General features: G+C 66.8%; 23 protein-coding genes and 1 tRNA gene. 20 read left to right on the plus strand and 4 right to left on the minus strand.

Features of this window, described 5'->3' with window-relative positions; genetic code table 11:
• Nucleotides 1-19: 19 nt before the first annotated feature.
• The 19 genes from KF785_01960 to recN all read left to right on the plus strand — a co-directional run bounded on the left by KF785_01960 (nt 20) and on the right by recN (nt 19,480).
• A complete protein-coding gene (locus tag KF785_01960; GenBank protein MBX3145509.1) occupies nt 20-1,255 on the plus strand; it encodes a hypothetical protein in 1,236 nt (411 codons plus the stop codon).
• Nucleotides 1,252-2,100: a 3'-5' exonuclease gene (locus KF785_01965; protein MBX3145510.1), complete on the plus strand. Its 849-nt coding sequence runs from the start codon at nt 1,252-1,254 to the stop codon at nt 2,098-2,100. The genes KF785_01960 and KF785_01965 overlap by 4 nt, the downstream gene beginning before the upstream one ends.
• On the plus strand, nt 2,100-3,008 hold the full coding sequence (locus tag KF785_01970; GenBank protein ID MBX3145511.1) for an MBL fold metallo-hydrolase: 909 nt from the start codon (nt 2,100-2,102) through the stop codon (nt 3,006-3,008). Before KF785_01965 ends, KF785_01970 begins: the two co-directional genes overlap by 1 nt.
• Nucleotides 3,005-4,579, plus strand: a complete 1,575-nt coding sequence (locus KF785_01975) for a serine/threonine protein kinase (protein MBX3145512.1) — start codon at nt 3,005-3,007, stop codon at nt 4,577-4,579. Before KF785_01970 ends, KF785_01975 begins: the two co-directional genes overlap by 4 nt.
• Before the next feature lie 403 nt (nt 4,580-4,982).
• Entirely contained in the window at nt 4,983-5,462 is a 480-nt protein-coding gene (infC, locus tag KF785_01980) for a translation initiation factor IF-3 (protein MBX3145513.1), read from the plus strand.
• A 67-nt stretch (nt 5,463-5,529) separates the two neighbouring features.
• Nucleotides 5,530-5,724, plus strand: coding sequence for a 50S ribosomal protein L35 (gene rpmI, locus KF785_01985; protein ID MBX3145514.1), 195 nt, complete (start codon nt 5,530-5,532; stop codon nt 5,722-5,724).
• Nucleotides 5,725-5,739: 15 nt separating this feature from the next.
• Entirely contained in the window at nt 5,740-6,093 is a 354-nt protein-coding gene (gene rplT / locus KF785_01990; protein ID MBX3145515.1) for a 50S ribosomal protein L20, read from the plus strand.
• 120 nt (nt 6,094-6,213) lie between these two features.
• Nucleotides 6,214-7,284, plus strand: a complete 1,071-nt coding sequence (gene pheS, locus KF785_01995) for a phenylalanine--tRNA ligase subunit alpha (GenBank protein ID MBX3145516.1) — start codon at nt 6,214-6,216, stop codon at nt 7,282-7,284.
• Nucleotides 7,281-9,671 (plus strand): phenylalanine--tRNA ligase subunit beta, encoded by a 2,391-nt coding sequence (gene pheT / locus KF785_02000; GenBank protein ID MBX3145517.1) that lies wholly within the window; start codon nt 7,281-7,283, stop codon nt 9,669-9,671. The genes pheS and pheT overlap by 4 nt, the downstream gene beginning before the upstream one ends.
• Nucleotides 9,649-9,954 (plus strand): hypothetical protein, encoded by a 306-nt coding sequence (locus tag KF785_02005; GenBank protein ID MBX3145518.1) that lies wholly within the window; start codon nt 9,649-9,651, stop codon nt 9,952-9,954. Before pheT ends, KF785_02005 begins: the two co-directional genes overlap by 23 nt.
• Nucleotides 9,951-10,229 (plus strand): cell division protein ZapA, encoded by a 279-nt coding sequence (locus tag KF785_02010; protein ID MBX3145519.1) that lies wholly within the window; start codon nt 9,951-9,953, stop codon nt 10,227-10,229. The genes KF785_02005 and KF785_02010 overlap by 4 nt, the downstream gene beginning before the upstream one ends.
• Before the next feature lie 62 nt (nt 10,230-10,291).
• Nucleotides 10,292-11,872, plus strand: coding sequence for a ribonuclease Y (rny, locus tag KF785_02015; GenBank protein MBX3145520.1), 1,581 nt, complete (start codon nt 10,292-10,294; stop codon nt 11,870-11,872).
• Nucleotides 11,869-12,750: a bifunctional 5,10-methylene-tetrahydrofolate dehydrogenase/5,10-methylene-tetrahydrofolate cyclohydrolase gene (locus KF785_02020; GenBank protein MBX3145521.1), complete on the plus strand. Its 882-nt coding sequence runs from the start codon at nt 11,869-11,871 to the stop codon at nt 12,748-12,750. Before rny ends, KF785_02020 begins: the two co-directional genes overlap by 4 nt.
• Entirely contained in the window at nt 12,747-13,934 is a 1,188-nt protein-coding gene (gene xseA, locus KF785_02025) for an exodeoxyribonuclease VII large subunit (protein ID MBX3145522.1), read from the plus strand. The genes KF785_02020 and xseA overlap by 4 nt, the downstream gene beginning before the upstream one ends.
• On the plus strand, nt 13,931-14,149 hold the full coding sequence (gene xseB, locus KF785_02030; protein ID MBX3145523.1) for an exodeoxyribonuclease VII small subunit: 219 nt from the start codon (nt 13,931-13,933) through the stop codon (nt 14,147-14,149). Before xseA ends, xseB begins: the two co-directional genes overlap by 4 nt.
• On the plus strand, nt 14,142-15,044 hold the full coding sequence (locus KF785_02035) for a polyprenyl synthetase family protein (protein ID MBX3145524.1): 903 nt from the start codon (nt 14,142-14,144) through the stop codon (nt 15,042-15,044). The genes xseB and KF785_02035 overlap by 8 nt, the downstream gene beginning before the upstream one ends.
• Before the next feature lie 10 nt (nt 15,045-15,054).
• The gene (dxs, locus tag KF785_02040; protein ID MBX3145525.1) at nt 15,055-16,953 is read left to right on the plus strand and encodes a 1-deoxy-D-xylulose-5-phosphate synthase; all 1,899 of its coding nucleotides are present in this window, start codon (nt 15,055-15,057) and stop codon (nt 16,951-16,953) included.
• Entirely contained in the window at nt 16,950-17,819 is an 870-nt protein-coding gene (locus KF785_02045) for an NAD(+)/NADH kinase (protein MBX3145526.1), read from the plus strand. The genes dxs and KF785_02045 overlap by 4 nt, the downstream gene beginning before the upstream one ends.
• On the plus strand, nt 17,816-19,480 hold the full coding sequence (gene recN, locus KF785_02050) for a DNA repair protein RecN (protein MBX3145527.1): 1,665 nt from the start codon (nt 17,816-17,818) through the stop codon (nt 19,478-19,480). The genes KF785_02045 and recN overlap by 4 nt, the downstream gene beginning before the upstream one ends.
• Here the strand turns inward: recN and KF785_02055 are convergent.
• Nucleotides 19,477-21,099 (minus strand): hypothetical protein, encoded by a 1,623-nt coding sequence (locus KF785_02055; GenBank protein ID MBX3145528.1) that lies wholly within the window; start codon nt 21,097-21,099, stop codon nt 19,477-19,479. The genes recN and KF785_02055 overlap by 4 nt on opposite strands.
• 76 nt (nt 21,100-21,175) lie before the next feature.
• Nucleotides 21,176-21,259: transfer RNA gene (locus KF785_02060), tRNA-Leu, on the minus strand.
• Between the two features lie 500 nt (nt 21,260-21,759).
• Between KF785_02060 and KF785_02065 the strand changes: the two genes are divergently transcribed.
• Nucleotides 21,760-21,975, plus strand: coding sequence for a hypothetical protein (locus KF785_02065; protein MBX3145529.1), 216 nt, complete (start codon nt 21,760-21,762; stop codon nt 21,973-21,975).
• Between the two features lie 172 nt (nt 21,976-22,147).
• Here KF785_02065 and KF785_02070 read toward each other — a convergent pair whose 3' ends face one another.
• Both KF785_02070 and KF785_02075 read right to left on the minus strand, forming a co-directional pair.
• Nucleotides 22,148-24,259, minus strand: a complete 2,112-nt coding sequence (locus tag KF785_02070; protein MBX3145530.1) for a TonB-dependent receptor — start codon at nt 24,257-24,259, stop codon at nt 22,148-22,150.
• A complete protein-coding gene (locus KF785_02075; GenBank protein ID MBX3145531.1) occupies nt 24,256-25,350 on the minus strand; it encodes an HmuY family protein in 1,095 nt (364 codons plus the stop codon). Before KF785_02075 ends, KF785_02070 begins: the two co-directional genes overlap by 4 nt.
• Nucleotides 25,351-25,451 lie beyond the last annotated feature (101 nt).

Below are 25,451 nucleotides of genomic sequence, written 5' to 3' on the forward strand. Positions count from 1 at the left end.
GCTCCGGTAGTTTCCTCTCATGCCATCAGTACGTGTTACCTCTGAGATCGGTCCGCTCGAGGCGGTCCTCGTCCATACGCCTGGGCGTGAGCTCGAAGCGGTCACGCCCAGTACCCGGGCGGCTTACCTCTATGACGACCTGATCGGACTCGATACCGCGGCTCGTGAACATCGCCGGCTGGTGTCCGTCCTGGAAAAGTCGGCCAAGGTCTTCGAGGTCGGCGCCTTGCTCGAAGATGTGCTCGCCCTCGCTGAGGCGCGGGAGTTCTTGATCACCAGCACCATGGACGTGGTGCCTTCCGAACCGCTTGCGCAGCAACTGAATGCGCTGCCGCCCAAAGACCTGGTTCGGTTGCTGATCGAGGGGAGCGAAGAACCCGGCGGTCCGATTGCGCGGACCGTCAACGAGGTCGGCTTCGTGCTGCCGCCGTTACCGAATCTGTTTTATCCGCGCGACATCGGCATGATCATCGGCGACCATGCGGTGGTCGGCGCCATGCGGCATGAGATCCGCTGGACCGAAGAACTGCTGATCAAGACGGTCTTCCAGTTTCACCCGGAGCTGGGTAACGCCGGCATCCTGTACGACGGTTCCGAGGAGCGGCGCAGCAACTATACGCTCGAAGGGGGCGATGTACACGTCGTGCGTCCCGACCTGCTGATCGTCGGGTTCTCGCAACGGTCGTCACCGGCGGCGCTCGATCGCCTGGTCGACGATCTCTTTGCCACGACGCCCGTGACAGACGCCATCGTGGTTGTGATGCCCCGCGAGCCCACCGCGATCCACCTCGACATGCTCTTTACCCAGCTCGATCGGGACCTCTGCGCGGTCTATCCGCCGGCATTCCTGGGTCCCGAACGGCTCACCATCCTGCACCGCAAGAAGGGGCGGAAAACCGTCAAGGAACGGAGTGATCTGTTCGTGGCTCTCAAGCAGGTCGGATTGCCGCTGGCGCCGGTATTTACCGGCGGCAAGCGCCGTTCGTCCCAGGAGCGGGAGCAATGGGCCAGCGGCTGCAACTTTCTGGCTGTGCGCCCCGGGCACGTGATCAGCTACCAGCGCAACGAGGCGACCCTGCGTGAACTCGAAGCCCACGGCTTTGCCATCGTTCCGAACCAGGACTACCTGGCCTTCGACGACTGGGATGACTCGCGCGGGCGGGTCGCGGTCACGATCCCCGGCGGCGAACTGGTGCGGGGCGGTGGCGGACCGCGCTGTATGACGCTTCCGATCCGCCGTCGCGACATCTGGTGACCGGGCTCATCGCCGCGCCGAGCGGTATGCTTGCCGATCGGGCGCTCGACCTGCTCGCGGCGGGTCCGCAGACAGCGGAGTCGCTGGCAGCCCGCGTGTTCGGCATGCCCCGGACGCCGCCGGTCATCGCGGATCGGATCGCGGTGGCTCTGCTTGGTCCGGATCCACGGGTCCGGCGGTTGCCCGACGGCCGCTGGAGTCTGGTGGCTCGGGCTGCCGGGTCGCCGCTGGTCGAGGAGGCGGCATTTGCGGTGGTCGATGTCGAAACCACCGGGAGCCAGGCGCGCGGGCGGGACCGGATCACCGAGATCGCCGTGGTGGTGGTGCAGGGAAACCGTTGCGAGGTCGTCTACGATTCGCTGATCAACCCGGAGCGGCCGATTCCGCCGCCCGTGGTGGCGGTGACCCGGATCACCGACGCCATGGTGCGAGGCGCTCCGACCTTCGACACCGTCATCGACGATTTGCTGGCGGCGCTCGCGGGACGGATTTTCGTGGCCCACAACGTCGGTTTCGACTGGGGTTTCCTCTCGGCCGAGGTGCGCCGGGTCAAGTCGTATGACCTGCACAGCGATCGGCTCTGTACCGTCCGACTGGCGCGTGCGCTGGTGCCAGGGCTGCCGTCGTACGGTCTCGACACCATGGCCGATTACTTCGGCCTCGAGAATCCGGCGCGACACCGGGCCGGGGGGGACGCGCTGGTGACCGGCCGCGTGCTCCAGCGGCTGCTCGAACTGGCCCGCGGCAGCGAGGTGCGAACGGTGGCAGATTTGGAGCGGTTGCGGGCGGGCCGGCGCCGCCGGCGCGGCAGAAAACGGCGAAGTGCACCGGAGGACATGATCTGATGGGGTACGCCCATTCCTTTACCCTTGGCAGCCTCAAATGCCACGCGCTCGAGACCGGCGGCATCAAGCTCGACGGTGGCGCCATGTTCGGCGTAGTGCCCAAGCCGCTCTGGTCGAAACGGATTCCGGCCGATGAACGGAACCGGATCCAGCTCGGGATGCGCTGCCTGCTGATCGAACATCCCGACGGCCTGACCCTGATCGACACCGGCCTCGGCAACAAGCAGGACGATCGCTTCCTCGATCTGTACGGCGTCGAGAACCAGGGCCCGCACGGCCGGACGCGCCTGGAAGCTGCGCTCGCCGAGACCGGCCATGGGGCCGCCGATGTCAAATGGGTCATCAACACCCATCTGCATTTCGACCACGCGGGCGGCAATACCTGGGTCGAGCGGGATGAAACCGGCGTCGCCATCGGGGGTGAGCGGCTCACCTTTCCGAACGCGACCTATGTGGCGCAATGGGGTGAACTCGAGTTTGCCCGCAATACCAACGAGCGGACCCGGGCCTCGTACCTCGGTGAGAACTTTGAGCCGATTTCGGAAGCAGGGAAATGGAAGCTGCTCCGGGGCGACGTCGAGATCCTGCCGGGAATCTCCGCGCGTGTCACGCCCGGTCATGTGCCGCACCACCAGAGTATCGAGGTCAAGAGCGGCGGCGATACGCTGCTCTTTCTCGCCGACGTGATGCCCACCAGCCACCATTTGAGTCTTCCCTGGATCATGGGCTACGACCTCGAGCCGATGCGGACGCTCGAGTCGAAGCGCAAGTCGCTGCGCATCGCCGAGGATGAGGGCTGGTGGTTCTTCTTCGAGCACGACGCCGATGTCATCATGGGTCGGATCGGCGAGGGCAGCAAAGGCCACGCCCTGGGCGACGTCGTTCGGGTCGGCGCGGGGGGGGCGTGACCGGACCCGTTCCGGAGTCGCTCTCGGCCGCCCTGGCAGATCGCTACCGGATCGAGCGTGCCATCGGGCAGGGCGGCATGGCCACCGTCTACCAGGCAACCGATCTGAAGCATGGTCGTCGGGTTGCGGTCAAGGTCCTCCGATCTGATCTCGCCGCCAGCGTTGGCAGCGAGCGCTTCCTGCGCGAAATTACCATCGCAGCACAGCTTCAGCATCCCCACATCCTGCTCCTGATCGACTCGGGCGAGGCCGGCGGGCACCTCTACTACGTCATGCCGCTGGTCGAAGGCGGCTCGCTACGCACCAGGCTCGATACCGGCGAGGCAATTTCGGTCGATGAGGTCACTCGGCTGGCCCGCCAGGTGTCGGATGCACTCGACTACGCGCACCGGCGGGGCCTGGTGCATCGCGATATCAAGCCCGAGAACATCCTGCTCAATGACGGCCTGGCCGTGGTGGCGGACTTCGGCATTGCCAAGGCCCTCACCGAAGCGAGCGACCGCTCGCTGACCCGGACCGGCTTTCCGCTCGGTACGGTCGGCTACATGAGTCCGGAGCAGGCAGCGGGGTTTACCGCGCTCGATGCCCGGTCCGATGTGTTCAGCCTCGCGTGTGTGATCTACGAGTTGCTGGTCGGACGGATCCCCGGGATGTGGCCGAGCGATGAATCGCTCCGGGTTCAGCGATTTCTGGAGGCGCCGCCAGAGCATCGGCGTCAGCTCGATCTGCTGCCGGCCGCGGCGGAGCAGGTGCTGGTCCGCGGCCTGGCGCTGCGGCCCGACAGCCGCTATCCGGGCCCGAAGGCCATGGTCGACGATTTGCTGCAGGCCTTTCGCGAGCGGCCCCGGTTCGACGAGGGGCAGGTGCGCAACATCGTGGCGCGGGCCTCGGAACTCGAGGCCACGGCCCTCACGGCGGACGGCAGTCTGACGCTGGGCGGGATTCAGCGCCTGGCCGCCGAAGTCGGGATTCCTCCGCAGCATGTGGATCGCGCCGCGCGCGAATTGCGTCCGGAGATGTCGTCCGCGGAGCTGGCCCGCTCCCGCCAGGCGTGGACCTCCCAGCCGCGGATCGTCGTCGAGCGATGGATCGAGGGCGACATTCCCGACGACGAATACGCCACCATTGTCGACGAAGTCCGGATGACGGTGGGCAACGTGGGGCAGTCGTCGACGCTGGGCCGGTCTCTGGCGTGGCGAACGGTGGTGCCGTCCGGTCAGCTGGGTCGCAACGTCAGTCTGCTCGTGACTCCGTCGCAGGGGCGCACCCGGCTTCGAATCGAAGAAACGGTGAGCAACCTCATGGGAGGCTACTTCGGCGCCATCGTGGGGGGAGGGAGCGGTGCCATCGTTCCCGGCAGCATCGGACTCGCGATCGGTGCGATGAGCATGCCGCTCATGATCCCGGTCTTCCTGCTCGTCGGGTACGGCGCTGCCATTGGGACCGCCCGTCATCTCTATCTGAAGGCGTACAACCGTCGAGCTCGGGAGCTAAGCGAATTGGCGGAGCGCCTCGTCGCCCATCTGGTCGAGAGCCGGGATCGGCAAGCCGGGCGGCGCTTGCGCCCCTGACCCGCCTCGACGCCGGGGAAGTATTTGTCTCCATCCCGCTCGCAAAGCCGAAGAGTGCGCCCGGTTTGGCGTCGTTTGCCGGCGGATCATCCGCGCATTGGTCGCCCGATCCCTGACTTGACTGGAATGGCGTAAGTACCTATCATTTAAGAATATCGCAAGTGAGGCCTTGAGTGGCCTCCACCCCAAGCCAGCGGCGAACGGGTCCTGAATCTGATCTCCCGGCCCTTGCAGGCCTGGGAGCGTTCTGGACGCCCCGACTCGCTTCGGGGCGTTTTGCGTAGGACGCCGGCATCTCCGGCGCGGAATTCCCGGAAGGGTCGGGGTCCGACAGTCAAACCGAACTTGGAGGTATTGGCCACTGAGCACGAACGAGCGCGAACGACGGGTCCGGATCAATCGGATGATCCGCATCAGCCCGGTCCGAGTCATCTCGGACGCTGGCGAGCAGTTGGGGGTGTTGACCATCGATGAAGCGATGGCAATCGCCGAGGAGCGAGGGCTCGACCTCGTCGAGGTCGCCCCGATGGCGCGGCCCCCCGTCGTCAAGATCATGAATTACGGGAAGTACAAGTTCGAGGAAGCCAAAGCGGCGCGTGCGGCCAAGAAGAAACAGCACGTGATCGAGGTCAAGGAAGTCAAGTTCCGACCGGGCATCGACGAACACGATCTCGAGTTCAAGGTCCGGCACATGCGCGAGTTTCTGCAGGAAGGGAACAAGGTCAAGGTGACCATGATGTTCCGTGGCCGGCAGGTAACCCGAGTGGATCTCGGACGGGCCGTGCTGGATCGCGTCCTGGGAATGGTGTCCGACGTCGGCAAGGTCGAGTTCGACGCGCGGCTGGAAGGTCGTACCATGGTCATGGTGCTGGCGCCCAAATAGCGCCGGCGGTTTGGGCCCGCAGGCTGAACGCCAGCCGAGGCCCCATAGGAAACGGAACGGAAGCGAGATGCCGAAGCAGAAGACCAAACGGGCCGCCATGAAGCGGTTCAAAGTGACGGGAAGCGGCGCGATCAAGCGGTCGAAGACCAACAAGCGCCACATCCTGACCAAGAAGACGCGCAAGCGAAAGAATCAACTGGGCAAGCCGGCGCTGGTGAGTTCCGCTGATTTCAGGCGGACCGAAAAGCTGCTTCTGGCCTAACGCGGAGACTGATCGATGCCTCGGGTAAAGAGCGGCGTGGCGCACCACGCTCGGAAGAAGAAGTACATGGCGGCGGCCAAGGGCGCTCGTGGTGGGCGCAGCAAGCTGTACAAGGCAGCCAAGGAAACGGTCGAACGGGCGCTGCGGTATGCCTATCGCGACCGGCGTAAGCGGAAGAGCGAGTTCCGGGCCCTGTGGATTACCCGGATCAACGCGGCCGCGCGGCTCCACGATCTGTCGTACAGCCGATTTATGGCGGGCCTCAAGAAGGCCGGCGTCGAGATCGATCGGAAGATGCTGGCCGATCTCGCGGTTGCCGACAGCGATGCGTTTGCGCGCCTCGCCGAAGTCGCCAAAGGAGCCGCCTGAGCGCGTCGGCACCTGAGACACTGACGACCACCCCCGCGCTCACCCCCTCGGTGGTCGCGGGGGTGGTGCGTTGTGGGACCGATCTGACCTTCGACTGGCTGTGATAGGGCCGTTCTCTGCATGGAGCCGACTGGATATTCCGAGCTGGATGCGCTGCTCCCGCGCCTCGAGGCCCTCGCGGCCCTCGACGCGGCGGCGCTCGACAACGAGCGGATTGCGCTCCTGGGCCGCAAACAAGGGGTCCTGACTGCGCTGCTCAAATCGCTGCCGACCCTGGCCCCCGAGGAGCGCAAGCCCTTCGGTGCGGCCGTCAACCGGCTCAAGCAGGCGTTCGAGGCGGCGTTCGAGAGCCGCGAGGCCGCCCTGACCGGTTCCGCCGGTGAGGCGGAACGCCGCGACCTGACCATGCCCGGCCGGCGCGGGTGGGTGGGCGCCGACCACCCGGTGACCAAGGTCACGGCTGAGATCTGTGAGATCTTCCGCAGCCTCGGCTTCGCGGTGGCGGTGGGTCCGGAGGTAGAGGACGAGTGGATGAACTTCTTCGCCCTCAACTTCCCGGAGAATCATCCCGCGCTCGATGCGCATGATACGCTCTACCTGACTGACACGGTGGAGCCGGCGTCGGAAGGGCAACGCGCGGGCGGCAAGCTGTTGCTGCGCACCCATACCTCACCGGTGCAGATCCGGGTGATGCAGAGCGGCCCGCCGCCCTACCGGGTCGTGATTCCCGGCATGGTGTACCGGAACGATCCGTTCGATCCGTCGCACGCCCCGGCCTTTGCCCAGATCGAGGGCCTGGCCGTCGATCAAGGCATCGGGCTGGTCGACCTGAAAGCCACGCTGACCCACTTTGTGCATCGGTTCTTCAGCCCGAGCACGAAAGTTCGCTTCCGGCCGTCGTACTTCCCGTTCACCGAACCCTCGGGGGAACTGGACGTCGAATGCCAGCTCTGTCACGGCAGCGGCTGTCCGGCCTGCAAGGGTACCGGCTGGATGGAAATCCTCGGATGCGGCATGGTGCATCCCAACGTGCTGACCAATGCCGGGGTCGACGCCGAGCGCTACACGGGCTGGGCCTTCGGGATGGGGCCGGGCCGGGTGGCCATGAATCGCTTCGGCTTGCCCGACATCCGCTATCTCTACAGCGGTGACATGCGCTTGCTGCGCCAGTTCGGAGGAGTGGATCGATGAACGTCTCCCGTCGCTGGCTCGAGGCGTTTCTCCAGCACCCGCTCGACAGCAAGGACCTGGTGCCGCGGCTCGCCATGCTGGGGCTGCCCCCCGATGCGGTGGAGCCGCTCGGTGCGGAGCTTGCGCCTGTCGTCGTCGGCCAGGTGGTGGAACTGAGCCGCCATCCCAATGCCGACCGGCTGCAGGTCTGTCAGGTCGACATCGGCGGCGATCAGCGCCGCCAGGTCGTCACCGGGGCCACCAATGTCGTGCTCGGTGGCCGCTATCCGTTTGCGCCGGTCGGGACGACGCTGCCCAATGGCATCACGCTCGAAAAGCGCAAGCTGCGCGGCGAGGTGTCCGAAGGCATGCTCTGCTCGGCGGATGAGTTGGGTATGGGCGCCGATCATGACGGGCTGCTGACGCTCGAGGGCGATCATCCGGCCGGAACACCGATCCTCCAGGTCTTTGATCTGGCGGATGAGCGCCTGGTGCTCGACATCTCGCCGATGCGAGGCGACCTGCTCTCGCACAAAGGTGTGGCCCGAGAGCTGGCTGCGTCGCTCAAGCTCCGCTACCGGCTTCCGGCTGTGCCCGGGGTCAACCCGGCCGTCGGCGCGACGATCCGTCGGGCGACCGGAGCATCAGGCGTGCTGGCCGAGTGTGAGGCGCTGCCTGACGGCCTCGAGGTGGCGGTCGAGGCGGGAGCGGCGGGCAAGCGCTTTGCCGCAGCAGTGATCGAGAATGTGCGGGTCGGTCCCTCGCCCGAATGGCTGGTCCGCCGCCTCGCCGCCATCGGCCAGCGGTCCATCAGCAACATCGTCGACATCACGAACTATGTGATGTTCGAGATCGGTCAACCGCTCCATGCCTACGATGCGAGTCGAATCGGGGGCGGTCGGCTGCTCTCGCGCCTGGCGCGCGAGGGTGAGCGGCTGACGACCCTGGACGGGGTCGACCGAGCCTTGACCGGGTCCATGACCGTGGTTGCCGATGGGACCGCTGCGCTCGGTGTGGCCGGCGTCATGGGTGGCGGGGACAGCGAAGTGGGCGCGGCCACAACCACCGTCGTGCTCGAGGCCGCCTGGTGGGATCCGGCGGCAACCCGAGCCACCCGTCGCGCGCTTGGACTGGCCACCGAGGCGAGTCAGCGCTTCGAGCGGGGCGCCGACCTCTTCTCGGTGTCAGAGTCGCTCCGGCGTGCCATCGAACTCGTTCTGGCGGTGGCAGGTGGACGTCTCGTCGACGCCGTCGACGTCTGGCCCGAGATCGTTCACCCGCCGCGGATCTTTCTCCGACAGGCCCGGGTTGCCCAGGTCATCGGGCTCGACCTGCCGCTGACCACAATCGAGAAGACGCTCGTCGCCATCGGCGCGACGGTGCTGGCCAAACCGGATGACGCTCGCCTTGCCGTCGACGTACCCGGGTGGCGGCGTGATCTGACGACGGAGATCGACCTGGTCGAGGAAGTGGCCAGGATCTACGGGTATGATCAGCTGCCCGACGGGCTTCGTCCCTTCCGCCCGGGCGCGCAGGTCGATGCTCCGAGTGAACTCGTCTCGCAGACGATTCGTCGTGGGCTGACTGCTGAGGGGCTGTTCGAGGCGGTGCTCCTGCCCATCGGCCCTGCGACGGGGACCGCTGCGGTTCCGGTCCTCAATCCGCTCTCGGCTGATCACGGATACCTGCGTGAGCGGCTGCTGTCCGGACTGATTCGGGAGGTGGAGTCGAACTGGGCGGCCCAGGTGCGCGACATCCGGCTCTTCGAAATCGGGACTGGCTTTGCGAGGCCGGCCGAGGGCCGCCGTCCGGTCGAAACACTCCGGGTCGCGGGGGTCGTGACCGGGGCTCGCCTGGCCGGGCACTGGACCGATTCGGGGGGGACGCCCGACCTCGACTGCTGGGATCTGAAGGGGTTGTTCGAGCGCGCCGTGTCCCTGGCGAATCCTGGGGCGACGGTGCAAGTTGCGGGAGATCGCTTGGTGGCTATGGTCGGCGATCGGCAGGTTGGTCAGGCCGGGCTCGAACAGGGCGACGCGCCCGTGTGGGCCGCGCCGCTCTTCGGATTCGAGATCGAGGTGGATCCAAGCCTCAGATCCGTACCGCCGTTCGTACCCCCGCCGGCCTTTCCGGCCGCCAATCGCGATGTAGCGCTGGTGGTGCCGTGGACCGTTCCCGCCGCTGCGGTTCTCGCGGAAGCGCGCCGGGTCGGGGGCGCCATTCTGGAAGCGATCGACGTGGTGGACGAGTATCGCGGGGCGGGCGTGCCTGACTCGGCGCGAAGTGTGGCATTCAGGTTCCGATTCCGCAGCCGCGATCGGACCCTCAAGGACGTGGAAGTCGATCAGGCGGTGCATCGGATACGCGCTGCCGTGGAGAAGCATCTTGGCGCAAGCCTCCGGAGCTGATGACGCACTGACGGCCCTCGAAGGGGCGGTCGCGGCCCTCGAGGCCGAGCTGGATCGCTGGCGCGGTCGCACCGCTGCGGCGGAGGCTGAGCTCGTGGCTGTGCGAAATCAGGTGCCGGCCGTTTCGACCGACGACCTGGCCGCATTGCGGCAGCGAATCGAGGAAGTCGAAGCGGAGAATCTGGCGCTCAGGCGTCGAGTCGAAGCTGCGCGCGAACAGCTGGAGCAGCTGCGGACGCGGGTCCGTTTCATGGGTGGTCAAACCGCGGGAGAACGGCGATGAGCGATTCCCGTCCCGTCGAGGTGGTCATCGGCGGCCATAAGCTGCTGGTGAGTTCCGATCACCCGGCGGAATACACCAAGGCGGTCGCCGATCATTTCGATCAGGCCGTTCAACGGATCCGCGCGGCGTTGCCGACGGTAGATGCGCATCGTGCCGCCATCCTGGCCGGGCTCGCGGTAACCGACGAGCTCTTCCAGGCGCAGCGGGCGGAAAAGGGGACCGCCGCTCGGGTTCGGGCGGTCGCCGCGCGATTGGAGCAGTTGGTCGGGTCGTAACAGGAAGCTCGGACTCACACATCAATCGCGGCGCTCCTGTCGCCGCGTTCGGAGATACAGCCATGCCCCTCATGGAGATCGTCCTGGTGGGCGCCGGGGCGATTGGAGGTGCCCTCGTCGCGCTGCTTGGGTATTCAGCCGTGTTGCGTTCCAAACGACGTGATGCGGCCGGCCTGATCGCGACAGCACGGGAGGAATCGACCAGAGCCGCCGCCGATGCCCGGTCCGAGGCCGACAAGGTCCGCGCCGCCGCCGTGGTCGAAGGCAAGATGGAGGCGCTCCGGCTGCGCGAAGAAGCGGAGAAGGAAGTCGGTCGCCGCCGCGAGGAAATCGACCGGGTCGAGCGGCGACTCGACGAGCGCGATCAAACGCTCACACGCCGTGGTGAGGAGTTGGATCGGCAGGGCAAATCGGTTGCCGGGCAGCAGAGCGCCCTGGCGCAGCGGGAAGTCCTGATCGACGCCCGGCTCAAGGAAGTCGACGCTCTGGCGCACGAGCAGCGCCAGCGGCTCGAGCGAATTGCCGGGCTCTCGGTCGAGGAGGCCCGGAAGGAGTTCTTCCAGCGGGTCGAGGACGAAGCTCGGGCCCAGGCATCGGCTCTGGTGCGCGACATCAAGGACCAGGCGAAAAAGAATGCCGATCGCGAGGCCAAGCGGATCATTGCGATGTCGATCCAGCGCCTGGCCGCCGAGCACACGGCCGAAACGACCGTGTCCGCCGTGGCGCTGCCGAGCGACGAGCTCAAGGGCCGGATCATCGGTCGCGAAGGCCGAAACATCCGCGCCTTCGAGATGGCAACCGGCGTCGACCTGATCATCGACGACACTCCCGATACCGTCATCGTGTCATGCTTCGATCCGATCCGGCGCGAAGTCGGGCGCCGTGCGCTCGAAGCCCTGATCACGGATGGGCGGATCCATCCCGGACGGATCGAAGAGGTGGTCAAGAAGATCCAGAAGGAACTGGAGGAGCAGCTTGTCGAGCTGGGCGAGCAGGCCGCCTACGAGACGGGCATCCACGGCCTCCATCCGGAGATGATCAAGCTGGTCGGTCGGATGCGCTACCGCACCTCGTACGGCCAGAATATCTACGAGCATTCCAAAGAAGTTGCCTGGATTGCCGGGATGATGGCTGCGGAACTGCATCTCGACGTGCAGCTCGCCAAGCGGGGCGGTCTGCTCCACGACGTCGGCAAGGTGCTGACCCACGACAACGAGGGCACCCATGTGCAGCTCGGCGTCGAGGTCGCGACCAAGTACCGGGAAAACGCTCTCGTCATCAACTGCATTGCCGCGCATCACGACGATGAACCCCACCAGACGGCAGAGTCGGTGCTGGTGCAGGCGGCCGATGCGATCAGCGGCTCCAGGCCGGGTGCCCGGCGCGAGTCGTTCGAGACCTACGTCAAGCGCCTGACCAAGCTCGAGGAAATTGCCTCGAGCTTCGATGGCGTCGACAAAGTGAATGCGATCCAGGCAGGTCGGGAGGTTCGAGTCATCGTGGTGCCTGAAAAGATAGATGATGCTCGCTCGCAGGAGCTGGCGGAAACGATTGCCAAACGAATCGAAGGTGAACTGCAGTATCCCGGGCAGATCCGGGTCACCGTGATCCGAGAGACCCGCGCCACCGGAGTGGCCAAGTGAGCGCCAGGCTTCTCGACGGTACGGCGCTTGCTGCGGAGATTCGCCAGGACGTCGAACGCGAGGTTCGCACCCTGCGTCAGCGCGGCATCACGCCCGGGCTGGCCGTCGTAATCGTCGGCGACGACCCGGCGAGCAAGGTCTACGTGGCAAGCAAGGGGCGCGCCTGCCTCGAGGCGGGGATGCACTCGGAAACCATTCGGCTGCCGGATACGACCACCGAGGCGGAGCTGCTGGCCGTGATCGACCGCCTCAACGCCGACCCGACGATTCACGGCTTTCTGGTCCAGTTGCCGCTTCCGAAGTCGATCGACGGCGATCGCGTTCTGCTCAGAATCGACCCGCGCAAGGATGTCGACGGCTTTCATCCCATGAACGTGGGCCGGGTCTCGATCGGTGATCCGCTGGCCTTTCGGCCCGCTACGCCCTACGGGGTGCAGCAGATGCTGATTCGATCGGGCATCGAGACCAAAGGCGCCCACGCGGTCGTGGTTGGCCGTTCCAACATCGTGGGCAAGCCGATGGCGAGCCTGCTGGTGCAGGATACGCCAGGCGGCAACTGCACCGTCACGGTCTGCCACTCCCGCTCCCGCGACCTCCCGGCGCTGACTCGGCAGGCGGACCTGCTGGTGGTCGCGATCGGTCGCCCGGACTTTGTCCGTGGCAACATGATCAAGCCCGGAGCCGTCGTGATCGATGTCGGCATCAACCGCGTCGCGGATCCCACCGCACCCAAGGGGTACCGCATCGTCGGCGACGTAGCGTTCGACGAGGCGATGCAGGTGGCCAGCGCGGTCACGCCGGTGCCCGGCGGAGTCGGGAAGATGACCATTGCCATGTTGCTGATGAACACGGTTCAGGCGGCGCGGCAACCGTCGTGAAACGTCGCAGGACGGCACCCATCGACCTGTTCGGCGAGGCGCCGGCAGCATCGCCTGGCGCCGACAGCGCCCGGGCGGCGTTCTCGGTTTCGGAGCTGGCAGGCGCCCTCAAGGAACTGACCGAAGGCGCGCTGGGACAAGTCTGGGTCAAAGGCGAGATTGCCGGCTTCAAGGCCTACGAGGCCGGCCACTGGTACTTCTCGCTGCGCGATGCCGATGCGCAGCTGAGGTGCGTCATGTGGCGCACCTATGCGGAGCGCCTGCGGGTGCCGCCATCCGAAGGTACCGAGGTGTACTTGCTGGGCACGCCGACGGTCTGGGCGCCGCGGGGCGAGCTGCGGCTTTCGGCGGTGACGGTGCTGCCGACCAGTGGTGTCGGGGTCCAGCAGCTGGCCTTGGAGCGGACCCGCGAGCTGCTCGAGCGCGACGGGCTCTTTGATCCCGCCCGCAAGCGTCCGCTGCCCGCCTTCCCGCGAGGCCTCGCGGTGGTTACCAGCAGTGACGGCGCCGTGATTCACGATATCGTCACGGTGGCGCGCCGTCGCTGGCCAGCCGCCCGCATCGTGATTGTGCCGGCTCGGGTGCAGGGCGGCGACGCCGTCGGCACGCTGGTGGAGGCACTCGACACCGTCGATCGCCTGACCGGTATCGACCTTTGCATCGTGGCCCGGGGTGGCGGGGCCAAGGACGACCTGCTGGCGTTCAACGCCGAGGCGGTCTGTCGGGCCCTGGCTCGGGTCGGCGTTCCGGTCATCTCGGCCATCGGCCACGAAACCGACGTGACGCTGGCCGACCTTGTCGCCGATGTTCGTGCCCCGACGCCGTCGGCTGCTGCGGAGTTGGCGCTGCCCGATCGCGTAGAAGTCGCACGGCATGTCGGCTCGCTGGGGAACCGCCTGGCCGGCGGGCTGCGCCGGCGAATCGACTGGCAGAGCGAGCGGGTCGACCGCGTCGCCGATCGGGCTCGCCACGCCATGACCGGACGGCTGCAGCGCCAGACCCGCCGCTTCGAACGGCTCGCGACCGCCCTGGATGCGCTCAATCCGCTGGCGGTGCTGGCCCGTGGGTACAGCGTGGCCCAGACGGAGGACGCCCGGGTGGTTACCCGTCAGAGCCAGTTGCCGCCGGGAACGCGATTCACCCTCCGTGTGGCGGATGGCGCCGTCCAGGCACGGGCCGAATGACCGATCCGCTGAGCGCCGATCTCGACCGGCTCGAGCAGATCGTCAACGCGCTCGAACGCGACGACCTGGATCTCGATGGTGCGCTGGCGCTGTTCGAGGAGGGCGTGGGTCGGTTGCGGGCGGCCAAGGAACGCCTGGCCGAGGCCGAGGCCAAGGTCGAACGAGTGCTGACCGACGCCGCCGGGGTGCTCAAGCTGACCCGGTTCGATGGCTGAGGGCGCTGCCGAAGCCCTGCTCGCCGAAGCCCAGTCGATCGCCGAGCATCACCTCCTGGAACTTGCCGCACGGTTGCGGCGGGAGGTGTCCGGTCAGCTCGGTGAGGCGCTGCAGTACGCGCTGGAAACCTCGGGCAAGCGGATCCGACCGGCCCTGGTGTTGGCCAGCTATCGCGCGGCGGGAGGTCAGGCGGCTGCCATTGCGCGGCTAGCGGTTGCGGTCGAGGTCATTCACACCTACTCGCTGGTGCACGATGACCTGCCCTGTATGGACGACGATGCCCGTCGTCGCGGGCGCCCGACGACCCATGTCACCTTCGACGTCGCGACGGCCACCCGGGTCGGGTACCTGCTGGTTCCGGTCGCGGTCGAGGTTCTGTGCGAAGCTGCCGACGAGCTGCATCTGCCGTGTTCGATCCGACAGGCGGTTGCCCGGACGTTGCTGGCGGCCAGCGGGATCCGTGGCATGGTTGGTGGCCAATGGCTCGATCTGGATGCCGAGGGCCGGGCCCTCGAGGCGGCGGAACTCACGGCCATTCATGCCCGGAAAACCGGTGCCCTGATCGAGGCGGCCTGCGTTGTCGGCGGGCTCGCGGCCGGGGCGTCGCCGGTGCTGCTGGCCGGCCTGGCGGGGTTCGGCCGGGAAATCGGGCTGGCCTTTCAGGTTGCCGATGATGTGCTCGACGCGACTGCCACCACGGCGCAGCTGGGCAAGACAGCCGGGCGCGATGCGTCGCTGGGCAAGTCCACCTATGTTCGCTTTCTCGGGGTCGACCGGGCTCGGGCCGAGGCGATTCGGCTGGCCGACGCGGCGGTCCGGTCGCTCGACCAGGCGGGGATCGTCGACCCGGCCTTGCCCAGTCTGGCCCGTTATATTGTGAATCGACAGTCCTGAGGGATTCTGCATGTCGCTCCTATCGACGCTTCGGGGTCCGGCCGACCTGAAACAGCTCCGCCGCGATCAGCTGCCTGAACTCGCCGAGGATGTTCGCCGGCGGTTGATTCAAGCCTGCTCGGTTACCGGCGGTCATATCGGCGCCAGCTTGGGATGCGTCGAGTTGGCTATTGCGCTGCTGTACGAGTTCGACTCCCCGACGGACAAGATTGTCTGGGACGTCGGGCATCAGGCCTATGCCTGGAAGTTGCTCACCGGGCGCGACACGGGGTTCGATACGCTTCGGCAGCGTGCCGGGATCTCAGGCTTTCTCAAGCGGAGCGAGAGCGAGCACGACCAGTTCGGGGCGGGGCATGCCGGTACGGCCATGTCCGCGGCTTTCGGGATGGCCACCGCGCGGGATCTGCTGGGACTCGACTACAAGGTTGTGGCTGTCGTCGGCGATGGCGCCTTGACCTGCGGGCTGTCCTATGAGGGCATGAACAACGCCGGTCACTCCGACCGCGATGTCATCCTGATCGTCAACGACAACGGGATGTCGATCTCGCCGAACGTTGGCGCCATCAGCAAGACGCTCGGTCGTATCGTTGCCAGCCCCTTTACCAATCGACTGCGCGATATCGTCAAGAATTGGACCCTCAAAGCCGGGAAGGTCTTTGGCGACGAGGTGGTGGAGTTTGCCAAGAACGTCGAGGAGAGCGCCAAGAACCTCTTTTCCGAGGGGATGTTCTTCGAGGAGCTGGGCTTCCGGTACTTCGGACCGATCGACGGGCATGACGTCGGCAAGCTCTGCGACACCTTCCGGTTCGTTCGCTCCCTGAGCGGCCCCCGGGTGATCCACATCCTGACGGAAAAGGGCAAGGGCTTCTCGTTTGCCGAGGCCAACAAGGAAAAGTGGCACGGCCTGGCGGCGTACGATCCGGAAACAGGCGACCTGCGCAAGGCCGCCAGCGGACCGCCGGCATGGACGCAGGTGTTCGGTGAAGCGCTGACCGCCCTGGCCGAAGATCATCGTGACTTCGTGGTGATCACGGCGGCAATGCCGTCGGGCACCGGCACCGGCATCTTCCAGCGCAAGTGGCCCGAGCGGTTCTTCGATACCGGGATTGCCGAGGGGCACGCGGTGACCTTTGCCGCCGGCATGGCGACCCAGGGGGTCCGTCCCGTCTGCGCCATCTATTCGACCTTCCTGCAACGCGCCTACGACAACATCATCCATGATGTTGCGGTGCAGCATCTGCCGGTCATGTTCTGCATGGACCGCGCTGGGCTGGTTGGCGAAGACGGTCAGACCCACATGGGCCTCTACGACATCCCGTACATGCTGGCGGTGCCCGGGATGGTCGTGACGGCGCCCAAAGATGCGGACGAACTGATCGGCCTGATCAAGACCGGACTGCAGTACAACGACGGCCCCTTCTGCACCCGGTATCCGCGAGACAAGGCGCCCGCGGAGGCGTCACCGATCGATACCATTCCTGCGGTGCCGTTTGGCAGTTGGGAAATGCTGCGGAGCGGCGCCGATGCGGCCATCCTCGCGGTGGGCACCATGGTGGCTCCGGCACTGGATGCGGCCCGTCGTCTCGAAGCGGACGGGGTCGATGCCGCAGTGGTCAACTGCCGCTTCATCAAGCCCTACGATCGTGGGATGCTGGAGACCATCCTGGCCGGCACCAAACGGATCATTACGGTGGAGGAAGGGTGTGTCGTCAACGGTTTCGGTGCGTACCTGGCCCGAGAGTTGAGTGAAACCCATCCTGAGGTCCAGGTCGTCACGTTGGGCGTTCCGGACCAGTTGGTCGAGCAGGCGCCTCGGGCCGAGCAGTTGGCCTGGTTTGGACTGACCGGTCCGCAGATTGCCGCGCGGGTGCTTGCACTCCAGCACGAGCCCAGCTTCGAGGCTCGATGAACGTCGGCGTCATCGGCAATCCTCGCTACCGCGGCCTCTCCGCCATTCTCGCGGGCCTGGCCGATCGCGCCCAGTCGCTCGGCATCAGCTTCCAGACGGAGCCAGAACTGGCTTCGCTCTGGGGGCAGCCGATTCCCCTGATCGATACCAGCACACTCGACGCCCTGCTGACGCTGGGGGGCGACGGAACGCTGTTGCGCGGCGCCCGGCAGCTTGCGGGCCGGCCGGTGCCGCTGCTCGGCGTCAACCTCGGACGGGTCGGGTTCTTGACGGCGTGCACCCGCGCGGATCTCGATCAGGCCGTGACGCAGCTGGCGTCGGGTGAATACGAGGTCGAGCCTCGCCTGGCGCTCAACACGGAAATCGTCGGCAAAGGTGGCTCCCGCTTCACGCTGCCCCAGGCGCTCAACGATGTCTGTGTGCACAAGGCCGGCGTCGCGCGGATGATCCAGCTCACGGTGACCGTCGACGACCAGGAAGTCGGCCCCTACAGCGCCGATGGCCTGATCATCGCCACGCCCACCGGGTCGACCGCCTACTCGCTGTCGGCTGGCGGGCCGATCATTGCGCCCGGCGTCCGCGCGGTCGTGATCACGCCGATCTGTGCCCACACCCTGGCGGTTCGCCCGCTCGTCATCCATGCCAGCTCGCGGATCGGCATCGTGCCGCTCCAAGGGTCCGTCGGCGATCTGCTGATTTCGGTCGATGGGCAGCAAGCAATGTCCCTGGGTCCGGATGAGGTGGTCGAGATCGTTCGGAGTCCCGAGTTCGTGCACTTGGTGCGCTTGGGCCCGCGCGCCTACTTCAGCCGGCTCCGCGAGAGCCTTCGCTGGGGCGACCTCGCCGAGCGCGACGGGCGGCAATGATCAGCGAACTTCGGGTTCGCGACCTGGTCACCATCGCTGACGCGACCTTGCAGCTCGGACCCGGTCTCAATGTCCTGACCGGCGAAACCGGGGCCGGCAAGTCGATGCTGGTCGATGCGCTGGCCCTCCTGCTCGGGGGGCGCGCCGAGAGCGGGGCCGTCCGACCCGGTGCCGGCAAGGCGGTCGTCGAGGCGGTCTTCGAGCCGCTGCCGAAAGGGGTCGACCGGGTGCTCGAGTCCCTCGGTCTCGATCCCGTCGACGACCGGCTGGTGATCCGGCGCGACGTGTCGACCGAAGGTCGCTCACGGGCTTGGGTCAATGGCAGTCCGACCACCGTTGCCGCCCTCGAAACGATCGGCGGCTGGCTGGTCGACCTCCACGGTCAGCACCAGAGCCAATCCCTTCGCCAACCCGATGCGCAACGACAGCTGCTCGACGCCTATGCGGGCGCCCGGGCGGATGCGCTCGCGGTGGCCGCCGCGCACCGCACCCTGGTGGACCTGGCCCGCGAGGAGTCCGACCTGATCGGACGACGAGACGAGGCCCTCAAGCGCGCCGACTACCTTCGTCATGTCGTGGCCGAGATCGACGCTGCGAAGCTGACTCGAGGCGAGGAGGAGCGGCTCGATCAGGACATCACGCGGTTGACCCATGCCGAGGAAATGCGCGGTTTGAGCGATCGGATTGCATCAGCCGTCGACGGAGACGACGATGGCATGCTGAAGGCGTTGCACGACGCCGAGCGCGCCCTGACCCGTCTCGAGCGCCTCGACGGGGCAGTGACCGAATGGCGGAGCTGTCTCGATGGCGCCTACGCGTCGCTCGAAGAACTGGCCCGCCTCGCGCGCAACTACGCTCGCGGAATCGAGGACGACCCCCGGCGGTTGCGCGACTTGGAATCACGCCGCGACGTGCTCGACCGGCTCGCCCGCAAGCACGGGGCGACGGTTGCTGCGATCCTCGAGACCCGCGCCGAGGCTGCGGCAGAGCTCGACCTGGTCGATCGGGCGGAGTTCGACCTCGCCGCGCTGGCCGCGCGACGGCGGGCCGCCGAAGATGCGCTCCGAACCGCAGCCCGCGGGCTGAGCGACCGCCGCAGAATCGCAGGCGATCGGCTGGCCCGCGCGGTCAACCGGCAACTGCCCAAGCTTGGCCTGCCGGGCGGTCGTTTCGAGGTCGGGCTGCTGCCACTGGATCCGATCGGACCGCATGGCGCCGATCAGGTTCAGTTTTCCGCCCAGCTCAATCTCGGTCTCGAAGCACGGCCGGTGCACCGCGCGGCGTCCGGCGGTGAACTCTCGCGCCTGCTGCTGGCCCTGACGGTGGCGCTTGCCAGGCAGGACGGGGTGCCCACCCTGGTCTTCGACGAGATCGATCAGGGGGTCGGCGGTGAGGTTGGTCCGCAACTCGGCGCGGCCCTGGCGGATGTCGCGGCTCGGCACCAGGTGCTGGTGATTACCCACTTGCCGACGGTTGCGGCACGGGCCGATCGCCATCTCGTGGTGAGCAAGCGGGCGAAGGGAGGTGTCGCCACCAGCGACGTCGAGATCCTGCACGGCGAAGATCGTGTCACCGAGATTGCCCGGATGCTGGGCGACGCCGACGGCGACTCGGCCCGACGGCACGCTGCCACGTTGCTGGGACAGCCGGTCGGGCGCTAGCGGGCCGTTGCGCCGTTGCGTTCGCCGAACAGGCGGGTGTAAAACCGCAGGTCGATCCGGACCAGGTGCGCGTCCGGAAGAATCCCAGTTTGACTCCGGACGATCCGCTGGTACCGGAAGCTGGCGTCCATGGGCAGCTTCCGCCGCCCGAGTTTGTCGATGCCGGAATGGGAGTACGTCAGTCCCGCGTTGACCGTGATGAAGGTCGACTCGCTGCCATCCGCCAGGACAGCCAGGTCGACACCCTCGATGTCGGGCTGACCCGCCACATAGCTGTACTCATCGACACCCCGCGACCAGTAGTCCACCCCGCCATAGAGCATCAGATAAGGCGCCAGCCGGAAGAACGGCTGTGCTGACAGGCGTAGCACGTCGCCCGGATCGCGGCGGACTCCGGCGAGCGAGGTTGCCGGGGCAATGGGCTGATCTCGCGGTGTGACCCGGCGGTTCTGGTTGCCCGGCAACTGGAGGTTGTAACCACCGGTCAGCCGCGCACCGAGTCGGCCCACCGCCAGGTCTGTGACCAGGGAAAGCTCGACATCGGGCTGGCGGTCGCCGGTGCCGACATCGAACAACCGGTCGGGTCGGTCGAGCTGCGCCGTTCTGAGCCGGACCGTGCCGTCCAGGACCGTCCGGATGCCGCTGCCGAACGCTGAGGCAGGGAAGCGGTCGATCAGTCCGATCGAAGCGCCCACCTCGACGTCGCCCAGATAGGAGTAGACGGGGGTGTCGATCCGGCCGGTGCGAATCACACCGTCCGGGTTGGTCAGATAGTTCTCGAAGCCCGCATAGCCGAGCCGCGATCCCGGAAGCGCTGGCTGGCCAGTCAGGCCGTTGATGCCGACAGCGGCAAGATCGCTCCGGAGCGTCGCGACGACCTGCAACAGAGCCACTCCTGCAGCGGACGATTGGGTCGGCGCAAAGTCGGCAGTTGGGCTCTGCAAGAGCGCACTCAACTCAGCCTGCTTGGCCTGGACTCTGGCCAGCGTCTCGACGGCTCGCTGCTTGAGCGGCGGGTCGCTGTCGTAGTCGCCCGCCGCAAGGCGCCCGCTGAGAAGGGCAAGCGCCGAGTTCAGTTCGATGAAGAACGACTGCGTTGTGGCTCGTCCCGTGGCGTCGCCGTAGACGGGACTGGCCGGATTGAACGCGGCATTGGCGCCGGAGGAATCGATGGCAAGGCGCTGCTCGGCGTCGACGGCCACGATCGGGACCCAGCCGCGAACCGTCAGCCAGCGCGTCAGGCCGAGGGCACCGCCGACCCCGAAGGTGTTGCGTCCGACGATTTGTGATGCAATGGCCCGCCCGACCGAGAGGTTGAGCGACTGGATCCCGGTGGCGCGCCGCAAGGCCTCTTCACTGGCACCGAGCGTTGGCAGGAAACGCCGGTCGAGGGGGGCATTGAAGTCGGCGACGTACTCTTCCCGCCCACCATTGTTCCAGCGCCAATCCCAATTCTCGAACTCACCCGTCAGGGTCCACTGGATCCGGCCCTTGGGCACCAGGAGCGGAAGCCCTGGTGCGGCAAGCGAAGCCGGTACCTGGGCCGACGCCGGGGACAGCGCGAGTTGGCTGAGGACAAGGCCGGCGGCCAGTAGTGCGGGGCGAAGGGTAACGAGCATCGTGGGGGAAAATGCCCGTCTCGGGCGTCGGATGCCAGGGGAGCAGTTGCGCGAACCCGGCGCTTCCGACGGGCAGTGCTCGGGGCGGGACTCGAACCCGCATGGGGTTGCCCCCGAGGGATTTTAAGTCCCTTGTGTCTACCGGTTTCACCACCCGAGCGGGGAATCGTGACACGTCGGGAAGATAGTCGCCGGCAGGAGCGCTAGCGAATGCCGGTGGCCGGGCGACGTCCCGGCTGGCCCTTGCGCAGCGGGCATGCGAAGGCCGCCGATCCGCTTCCGGCCGGTCAGGTGCGCCTGCCGCCGTTTGCTCGGAACCCCGGTTGCCGGTGGCCGGGGTGGGTTCTGGCCCGAAGTGTGCTTCGGGTTACAGGCGTGCCGGCTGGTTGGCTGCCGGCGTCAGGTGCGGTGCGAGTGGGTTCGGCGGGTCCGCCGCCGCTGCCGCCGAAATCTGTTTCGGTTTTTCGCTACCACTCTTGACAATAATTGTATACATTGAATGTGCAGGGTTTGGCCAGAGGTTCGTGTTAACTGGGCAGGTAGGTCAAGTGGGGCCTTTTCGCGGTTGCGCGAGGGTCTCGCTCGGGGTGTCACGCCAGGTCCGGCGTGTGCGCACCGGGTCGTTCGGGGACCGTTCTCCTTCGGAGGCTCGAAACTGGTATGGCAAAGGCTGCAAAGAAGAACCCGAAGTTCGTCGCACTGGGTCGTAAGGGCGGCAAAGCTACGGCCAAGACGCGCAAGAAGTCAGAGTGGGCCCGGCTCGGCCGGCTCGGTGGTTTGGCAACGGCCAAGGCCCGCACCAAGGCGCAGCGGTCCGCGTCGGCTCGGAAAGCCGCTTTGGCTCGGCACGCAAAGGCGCGCGCCAAGAAGCGGTAAGTCAGCAACAGCGTCGCTGTCTCCTTCGCCCCTTGGCGCTCGATCCAGGGGGCGAAAGGCGCTGCCGGTCCGAGTCGGTGTCGGGCGGGCCCGGCAGGCGTCACCCTGTCTCGCAGTAATCACGGTCTAAACAAGAGTTGAACCGGGGAAGGACCCGTTTGCCCAGGGGGTGCTACGGCCTCCAGCCGGCGCGCAGCCCGGCGTACATTCTCCGGCCATAGATGCCGACCCAGTTGGTCGGGCGCTGGTCGAGTACGTTGTCGACCCCGAGCACGACGCCGAGGCGTTCGGCAAGGTCGATGCGTCCCTGCGCATCGACGGATACGAACGCTCCCTGCTGTGCCCGGGTACCGTCCAGCTGCTGAAAGCTCGACTGCCCGGTCAGGACGAGCGTCGTGGCCACTCCGATCCGGTTGTCCGGTGTGTTCCAGGCGCCACGAGCGCGGCCGCTGTGCCGGGCACGCCGCGCCAGCGGGTCTCCGGTGGCCCGGTCCTCTGAGTCCAGGTAGTTGTAGCCAACCGAAAGGTCGGTGGTGGGTCGAGTCCAGCGCAGGCCGACCTCGAAGCCCTGCGTGATTGCGCGGGCGACATTGCGTGCCGCGTACCGGATCAAGCCGCTCGGTGGGTCGAAGCCAAAGTCCCCGAGTTCGATCAGGTCCCGTAGGTTGTTGTGGTACACCTCGCCGTCGAGCGAGACGCCGCCCCCAACCGCCCAGGTAGCGCCGCCGGAGACTTGCCAGGATCGCTCCGGCCGGAGGTCCGGATTGCCGCTCAGCAGGTATCCCGCCGTCGGATTGGGGAAATCCCAGAGCAGCTCTTTGAAACTCGGGCCGCGATAGCCGCGGCCAACTCCACCGCGCAGTCGCAGCCGATCTGACGCGTTCCACGCCGCCGCCAGGCTCGGCGTCAGAGCCTCGCCCCATCTCGAGTTCCAGCTGAGCCGCGCGGCGGGCGTAATGAGCAGCTCGCCCAGAGTGAACCCGGCCTGCAGGTAACCCTCCACCATATCGTCGGCTGCGGTGCCGGCCACCTTGCCGGGGGACTCGATAGCCCGGTGGCTCAGGTCGAGACCACCGTCCCAGGTATGCCCGCCAAGCAGCCCCGACCATGAAGCCGTGGCCTTCGCCAGCCACTCCGTCTGGGCCGGCGTGGTGTCGATGGCCAGCGGGCGAGAGGACCGGGCCTGACGAAACAAATGCTCGTACCGTTCGAAGTAGACCCGGGATCGGAGCGTATGGTTGCCTTGCTGCCAGCGCAACTCGGTCCAACCGGTTGCTCCGGTATTGTCGTTGAAGCCGTTGAACCCGTCGGAGGAAACCCGCCAACGCTGGCGCTCACGCAACAGATTGACGTCGGTGCGGATGGCGAGTGTCGGCGTAGCGACCACGCGACCGGTCGCCCGCACATCCCAGACTCGGCTCAATGCGTCGTCGGCCCACATCGCGCTGGCCACCTGGCCCTGTTCGCGCCATCCTCCCGAGATCCGAAAGCTGAACGGCCCCCCCGCCTGGGCAGTGAGCTGCGCATCTCGGCGGCCCAGGCTGCCGAAGTGGGCCCGGCCCTCCAGCGACAGCGGGCCGGCAGGATCGCGGGTAATGACGTTGATGACCCCGCCCAGCGCGTCCGAGCCATATAGCGCAGACAGCGGCCCTTTGACGATCTCGATATGGTCGGCGGCGACGGTCGAGATCCGACTGAGGTCTCGGTTCTCGAGCAGCGCGCCGAGCGTGGGTTCGCCGTCGATCAGTACCAGCACCCGCGCGCCGTCGATGCCCCTGACCGCCAGGTTGGCCCCGGTCGGCGGGTTGGGCAGGATGGCCAGACCCGGCACGGTCGCAATGATACCGTCGAGCGATGCCGCCGCCGCGCTCTCGATCTCGGCCGTCGAGATCCGGGTCACCGCAACGGCGGACTCGCCGGCGCGCTGGGTCCGCCGGCTGGCCGTGACCACCAAGTCCGCCAGCATGATGGGCGCATTGGTGAGACTGATGCGAAGCAGGGTATCGCCCGGCGCGACGACATGGAAGCCGGCCCGATAGCCGCCGGCGCGAATGACCAGGGTGTCTCCCGGCGTCGCGGCAATGGTGAAGCGACCATCGCCGCCTGTCTCGGTGCGCACACGTCCGGCCCGCGCGGCGACCCGAACACCGGCCAGTGCGGTCCCGGACTCGGTGTCGACCACTACGCCCCGAACCTGGCGGTGTGGTGATGCCTGGTGCGCAACTGCCCGGGCCGGGATCAGCGCGATCAGAACACCGATGCCGAGCCGGGAAAGGCGCCTCATTGGATCTGGGCGTATCGCAACGTTACGTGGCCGCTTGCGCCGGTGGCGCTGTAGTAGCTGGTCAGCTGGATTTTGTAAACGTCGTTGCCGGATCGGACCAGGTAGATGTTGAAGGTCGGAGAAAGCCGGCTGTCGCCCGCCAAGTTGTAGAGGAACGGACCCTTCTTGTCCGCCAGTGCAGCGCTGAACGGGACGACCCCGCTTCGCCCGGCCAGGAACGCGCCATACTCGGGCGCGTCGGCCGCCGTGGTTATGCCATCGAACGTCTGGGCCGCATCGAGCGGGAAGGTGCCAGCTCCACAGGCAACGTTGGGAATGATCGCGAAGCTGGCGGGGTCGAACCGGATGTCCCAGCCGCAGCCCGTGGCTGCACCGGCTGCCCCGGTTCCGAAATCGAGGGCTACGCTGCCAGTTCCGACCGGAACGACGACCGTCTGCTTGGCACCCAGGGTGCCGTTCGGCGCCTGCGCCCGCCACTCGACCGTGGCCGTGTTGAGAACCGCGTTCTGCTGGCTGGTGCCGCCGACCGTCACCTGGATGACCCGGAAGACCGCGTGCCCGCCATTGCTGCTCCGCCTGACCTTCCACGACGCGGTTGCGTTGGCAACCGGGCCTTGCTGGCCAAAGGTGAGCCAGCCAAGTGGATTGGCCACGACCCGCTCCGATACGAATGACGCAGCTGGCGGAACGTTGCTGGGGCCGACGGCGTCGAAGGCTGCCTTCTGGTTCTCCGCCGTAAAGGCGAGGATCTGTTCTGTCGTTGCGTTTTCGTTGTTGGCGAGGTTGACGCCGGTAAGGCCCTTCGGACCGGCAACGCCGCCGTTGAGGCGGACCTCATAGCGGCGCACCGCCAAGTCCCAGGCCGATGAGGTGCTCGGACTCGTCACCTGAACCGCTTGGCCCGACGAAAGGTCGAGGTATACGAAGGCGGTGGCGGATGAGGCGTCGAGGGTTACTGTGCCGGACGGTAGCACAGGGTCGGGACCGGTGGTGTCACCTTCGCACCCGGCAAGCGTGGCGCTGACGGTCAGAGCTGCAAGCGCCCCGCGTACGCGGGGGGCGAGCCGGGAAACGAACCAGGAGGTTGGCATCGCAACATACCGTATTGGAAGAGGTCAGGCGGACCTTGGACGGTCCTGGAGCACAAGCTATGGAGGTGTCCCGGGGACAGGTACCGAACTTCTACGGTATT

This window comes from Gemmatimonadales bacterium (assembly GCA_019637315.1).
Taxonomy (GTDB): Bacteria; Gemmatimonadota; Gemmatimonadetes; order Gemmatimonadales; family GWC2-71-9; genus SHZU01.

Excerpts from the sequence above, each read along its gene's own strand:
- KF785_01960 (MBX3145509.1), top strand. The coding sequence starts at position 20 with ATGCCATCAGTACGTGTTACCTCTGAGATCGGTCCGCTCGAGGCGGTC.
- KF785_01970 (MBX3145511.1), top strand. The coding sequence starts at position 2,100 with ATGGGGTACGCCCATTCCTTTACCCTTGGCAGCCTCAAATGCCACGCG.
- infC (MBX3145513.1), top strand. The coding sequence starts at position 4,983 with ATGATCCGCATCAGCCCGGTCCGAGTCATCTCGGACGCTGGCGAGCAG.
- rpmI (MBX3145514.1), top strand. The coding sequence starts at position 5,530 with ATGCCGAAGCAGAAGACCAAACGGGCCGCCATGAAGCGGTTCAAAGTG.
- rplT (MBX3145515.1), top strand. The coding sequence starts at position 5,740 with ATGCCTCGGGTAAAGAGCGGCGTGGCGCACCACGCTCGGAAGAAGAAG.
- pheS (MBX3145516.1), top strand. The coding sequence starts at position 6,214 with ATGGAGCCGACTGGATATTCCGAGCTGGATGCGCTGCTCCCGCGCCTC.
- pheT (MBX3145517.1), top strand. The coding sequence starts at position 7,281 with ATGAACGTCTCCCGTCGCTGGCTCGAGGCGTTTCTCCAGCACCCGCTC.
- KF785_02010 (MBX3145519.1), top strand. The coding sequence starts at position 9,951 with ATGAGCGATTCCCGTCCCGTCGAGGTGGTCATCGGCGGCCATAAGCTG.
- rny (MBX3145520.1), top strand. The coding sequence starts at position 10,292 with ATGCCCCTCATGGAGATCGTCCTGGTGGGCGCCGGGGCGATTGGAGGT.
- xseB (MBX3145523.1), top strand. The coding sequence starts at position 13,931 with ATGACCGATCCGCTGAGCGCCGATCTCGACCGGCTCGAGCAGATCGTC.
- KF785_02035 (MBX3145524.1), top strand. The coding sequence starts at position 14,142 with ATGGCTGAGGGCGCTGCCGAAGCCCTGCTCGCCGAAGCCCAGTCGATC.
- dxs (MBX3145525.1), top strand. The coding sequence starts at position 15,055 with ATGTCGCTCCTATCGACGCTTCGGGGTCCGGCCGACCTGAAACAGCTC.
- KF785_02045 (MBX3145526.1), top strand. The coding sequence starts at position 16,950 with ATGAACGTCGGCGTCATCGGCAATCCTCGCTACCGCGGCCTCTCCGCC.
- recN (MBX3145527.1), top strand. The coding sequence starts at position 17,816 with ATGATCAGCGAACTTCGGGTTCGCGACCTGGTCACCATCGCTGACGCG.
- KF785_02055 (MBX3145528.1), bottom strand. The coding sequence starts at position 21,099 with ATGCTCGTTACCCTTCGCCCCGCACTACTGGCCGCCGGCCTTGTCCTC.
- KF785_02065 (MBX3145529.1), top strand. The coding sequence starts at position 21,760 with ATGGCAAAGGCTGCAAAGAAGAACCCGAAGTTCGTCGCACTGGGTCGT.
- KF785_02070 (MBX3145530.1), bottom strand. The coding sequence starts at position 24,259 with ATGAGGCGCCTTTCCCGGCTCGGCATCGGTGTTCTGATCGCGCTGATC.
- KF785_02075 (MBX3145531.1), bottom strand. The coding sequence starts at position 25,350 with ATGCCAACCTCCTGGTTCGTTTCCCGGCTCGCCCCCCGCGTACGCGGG.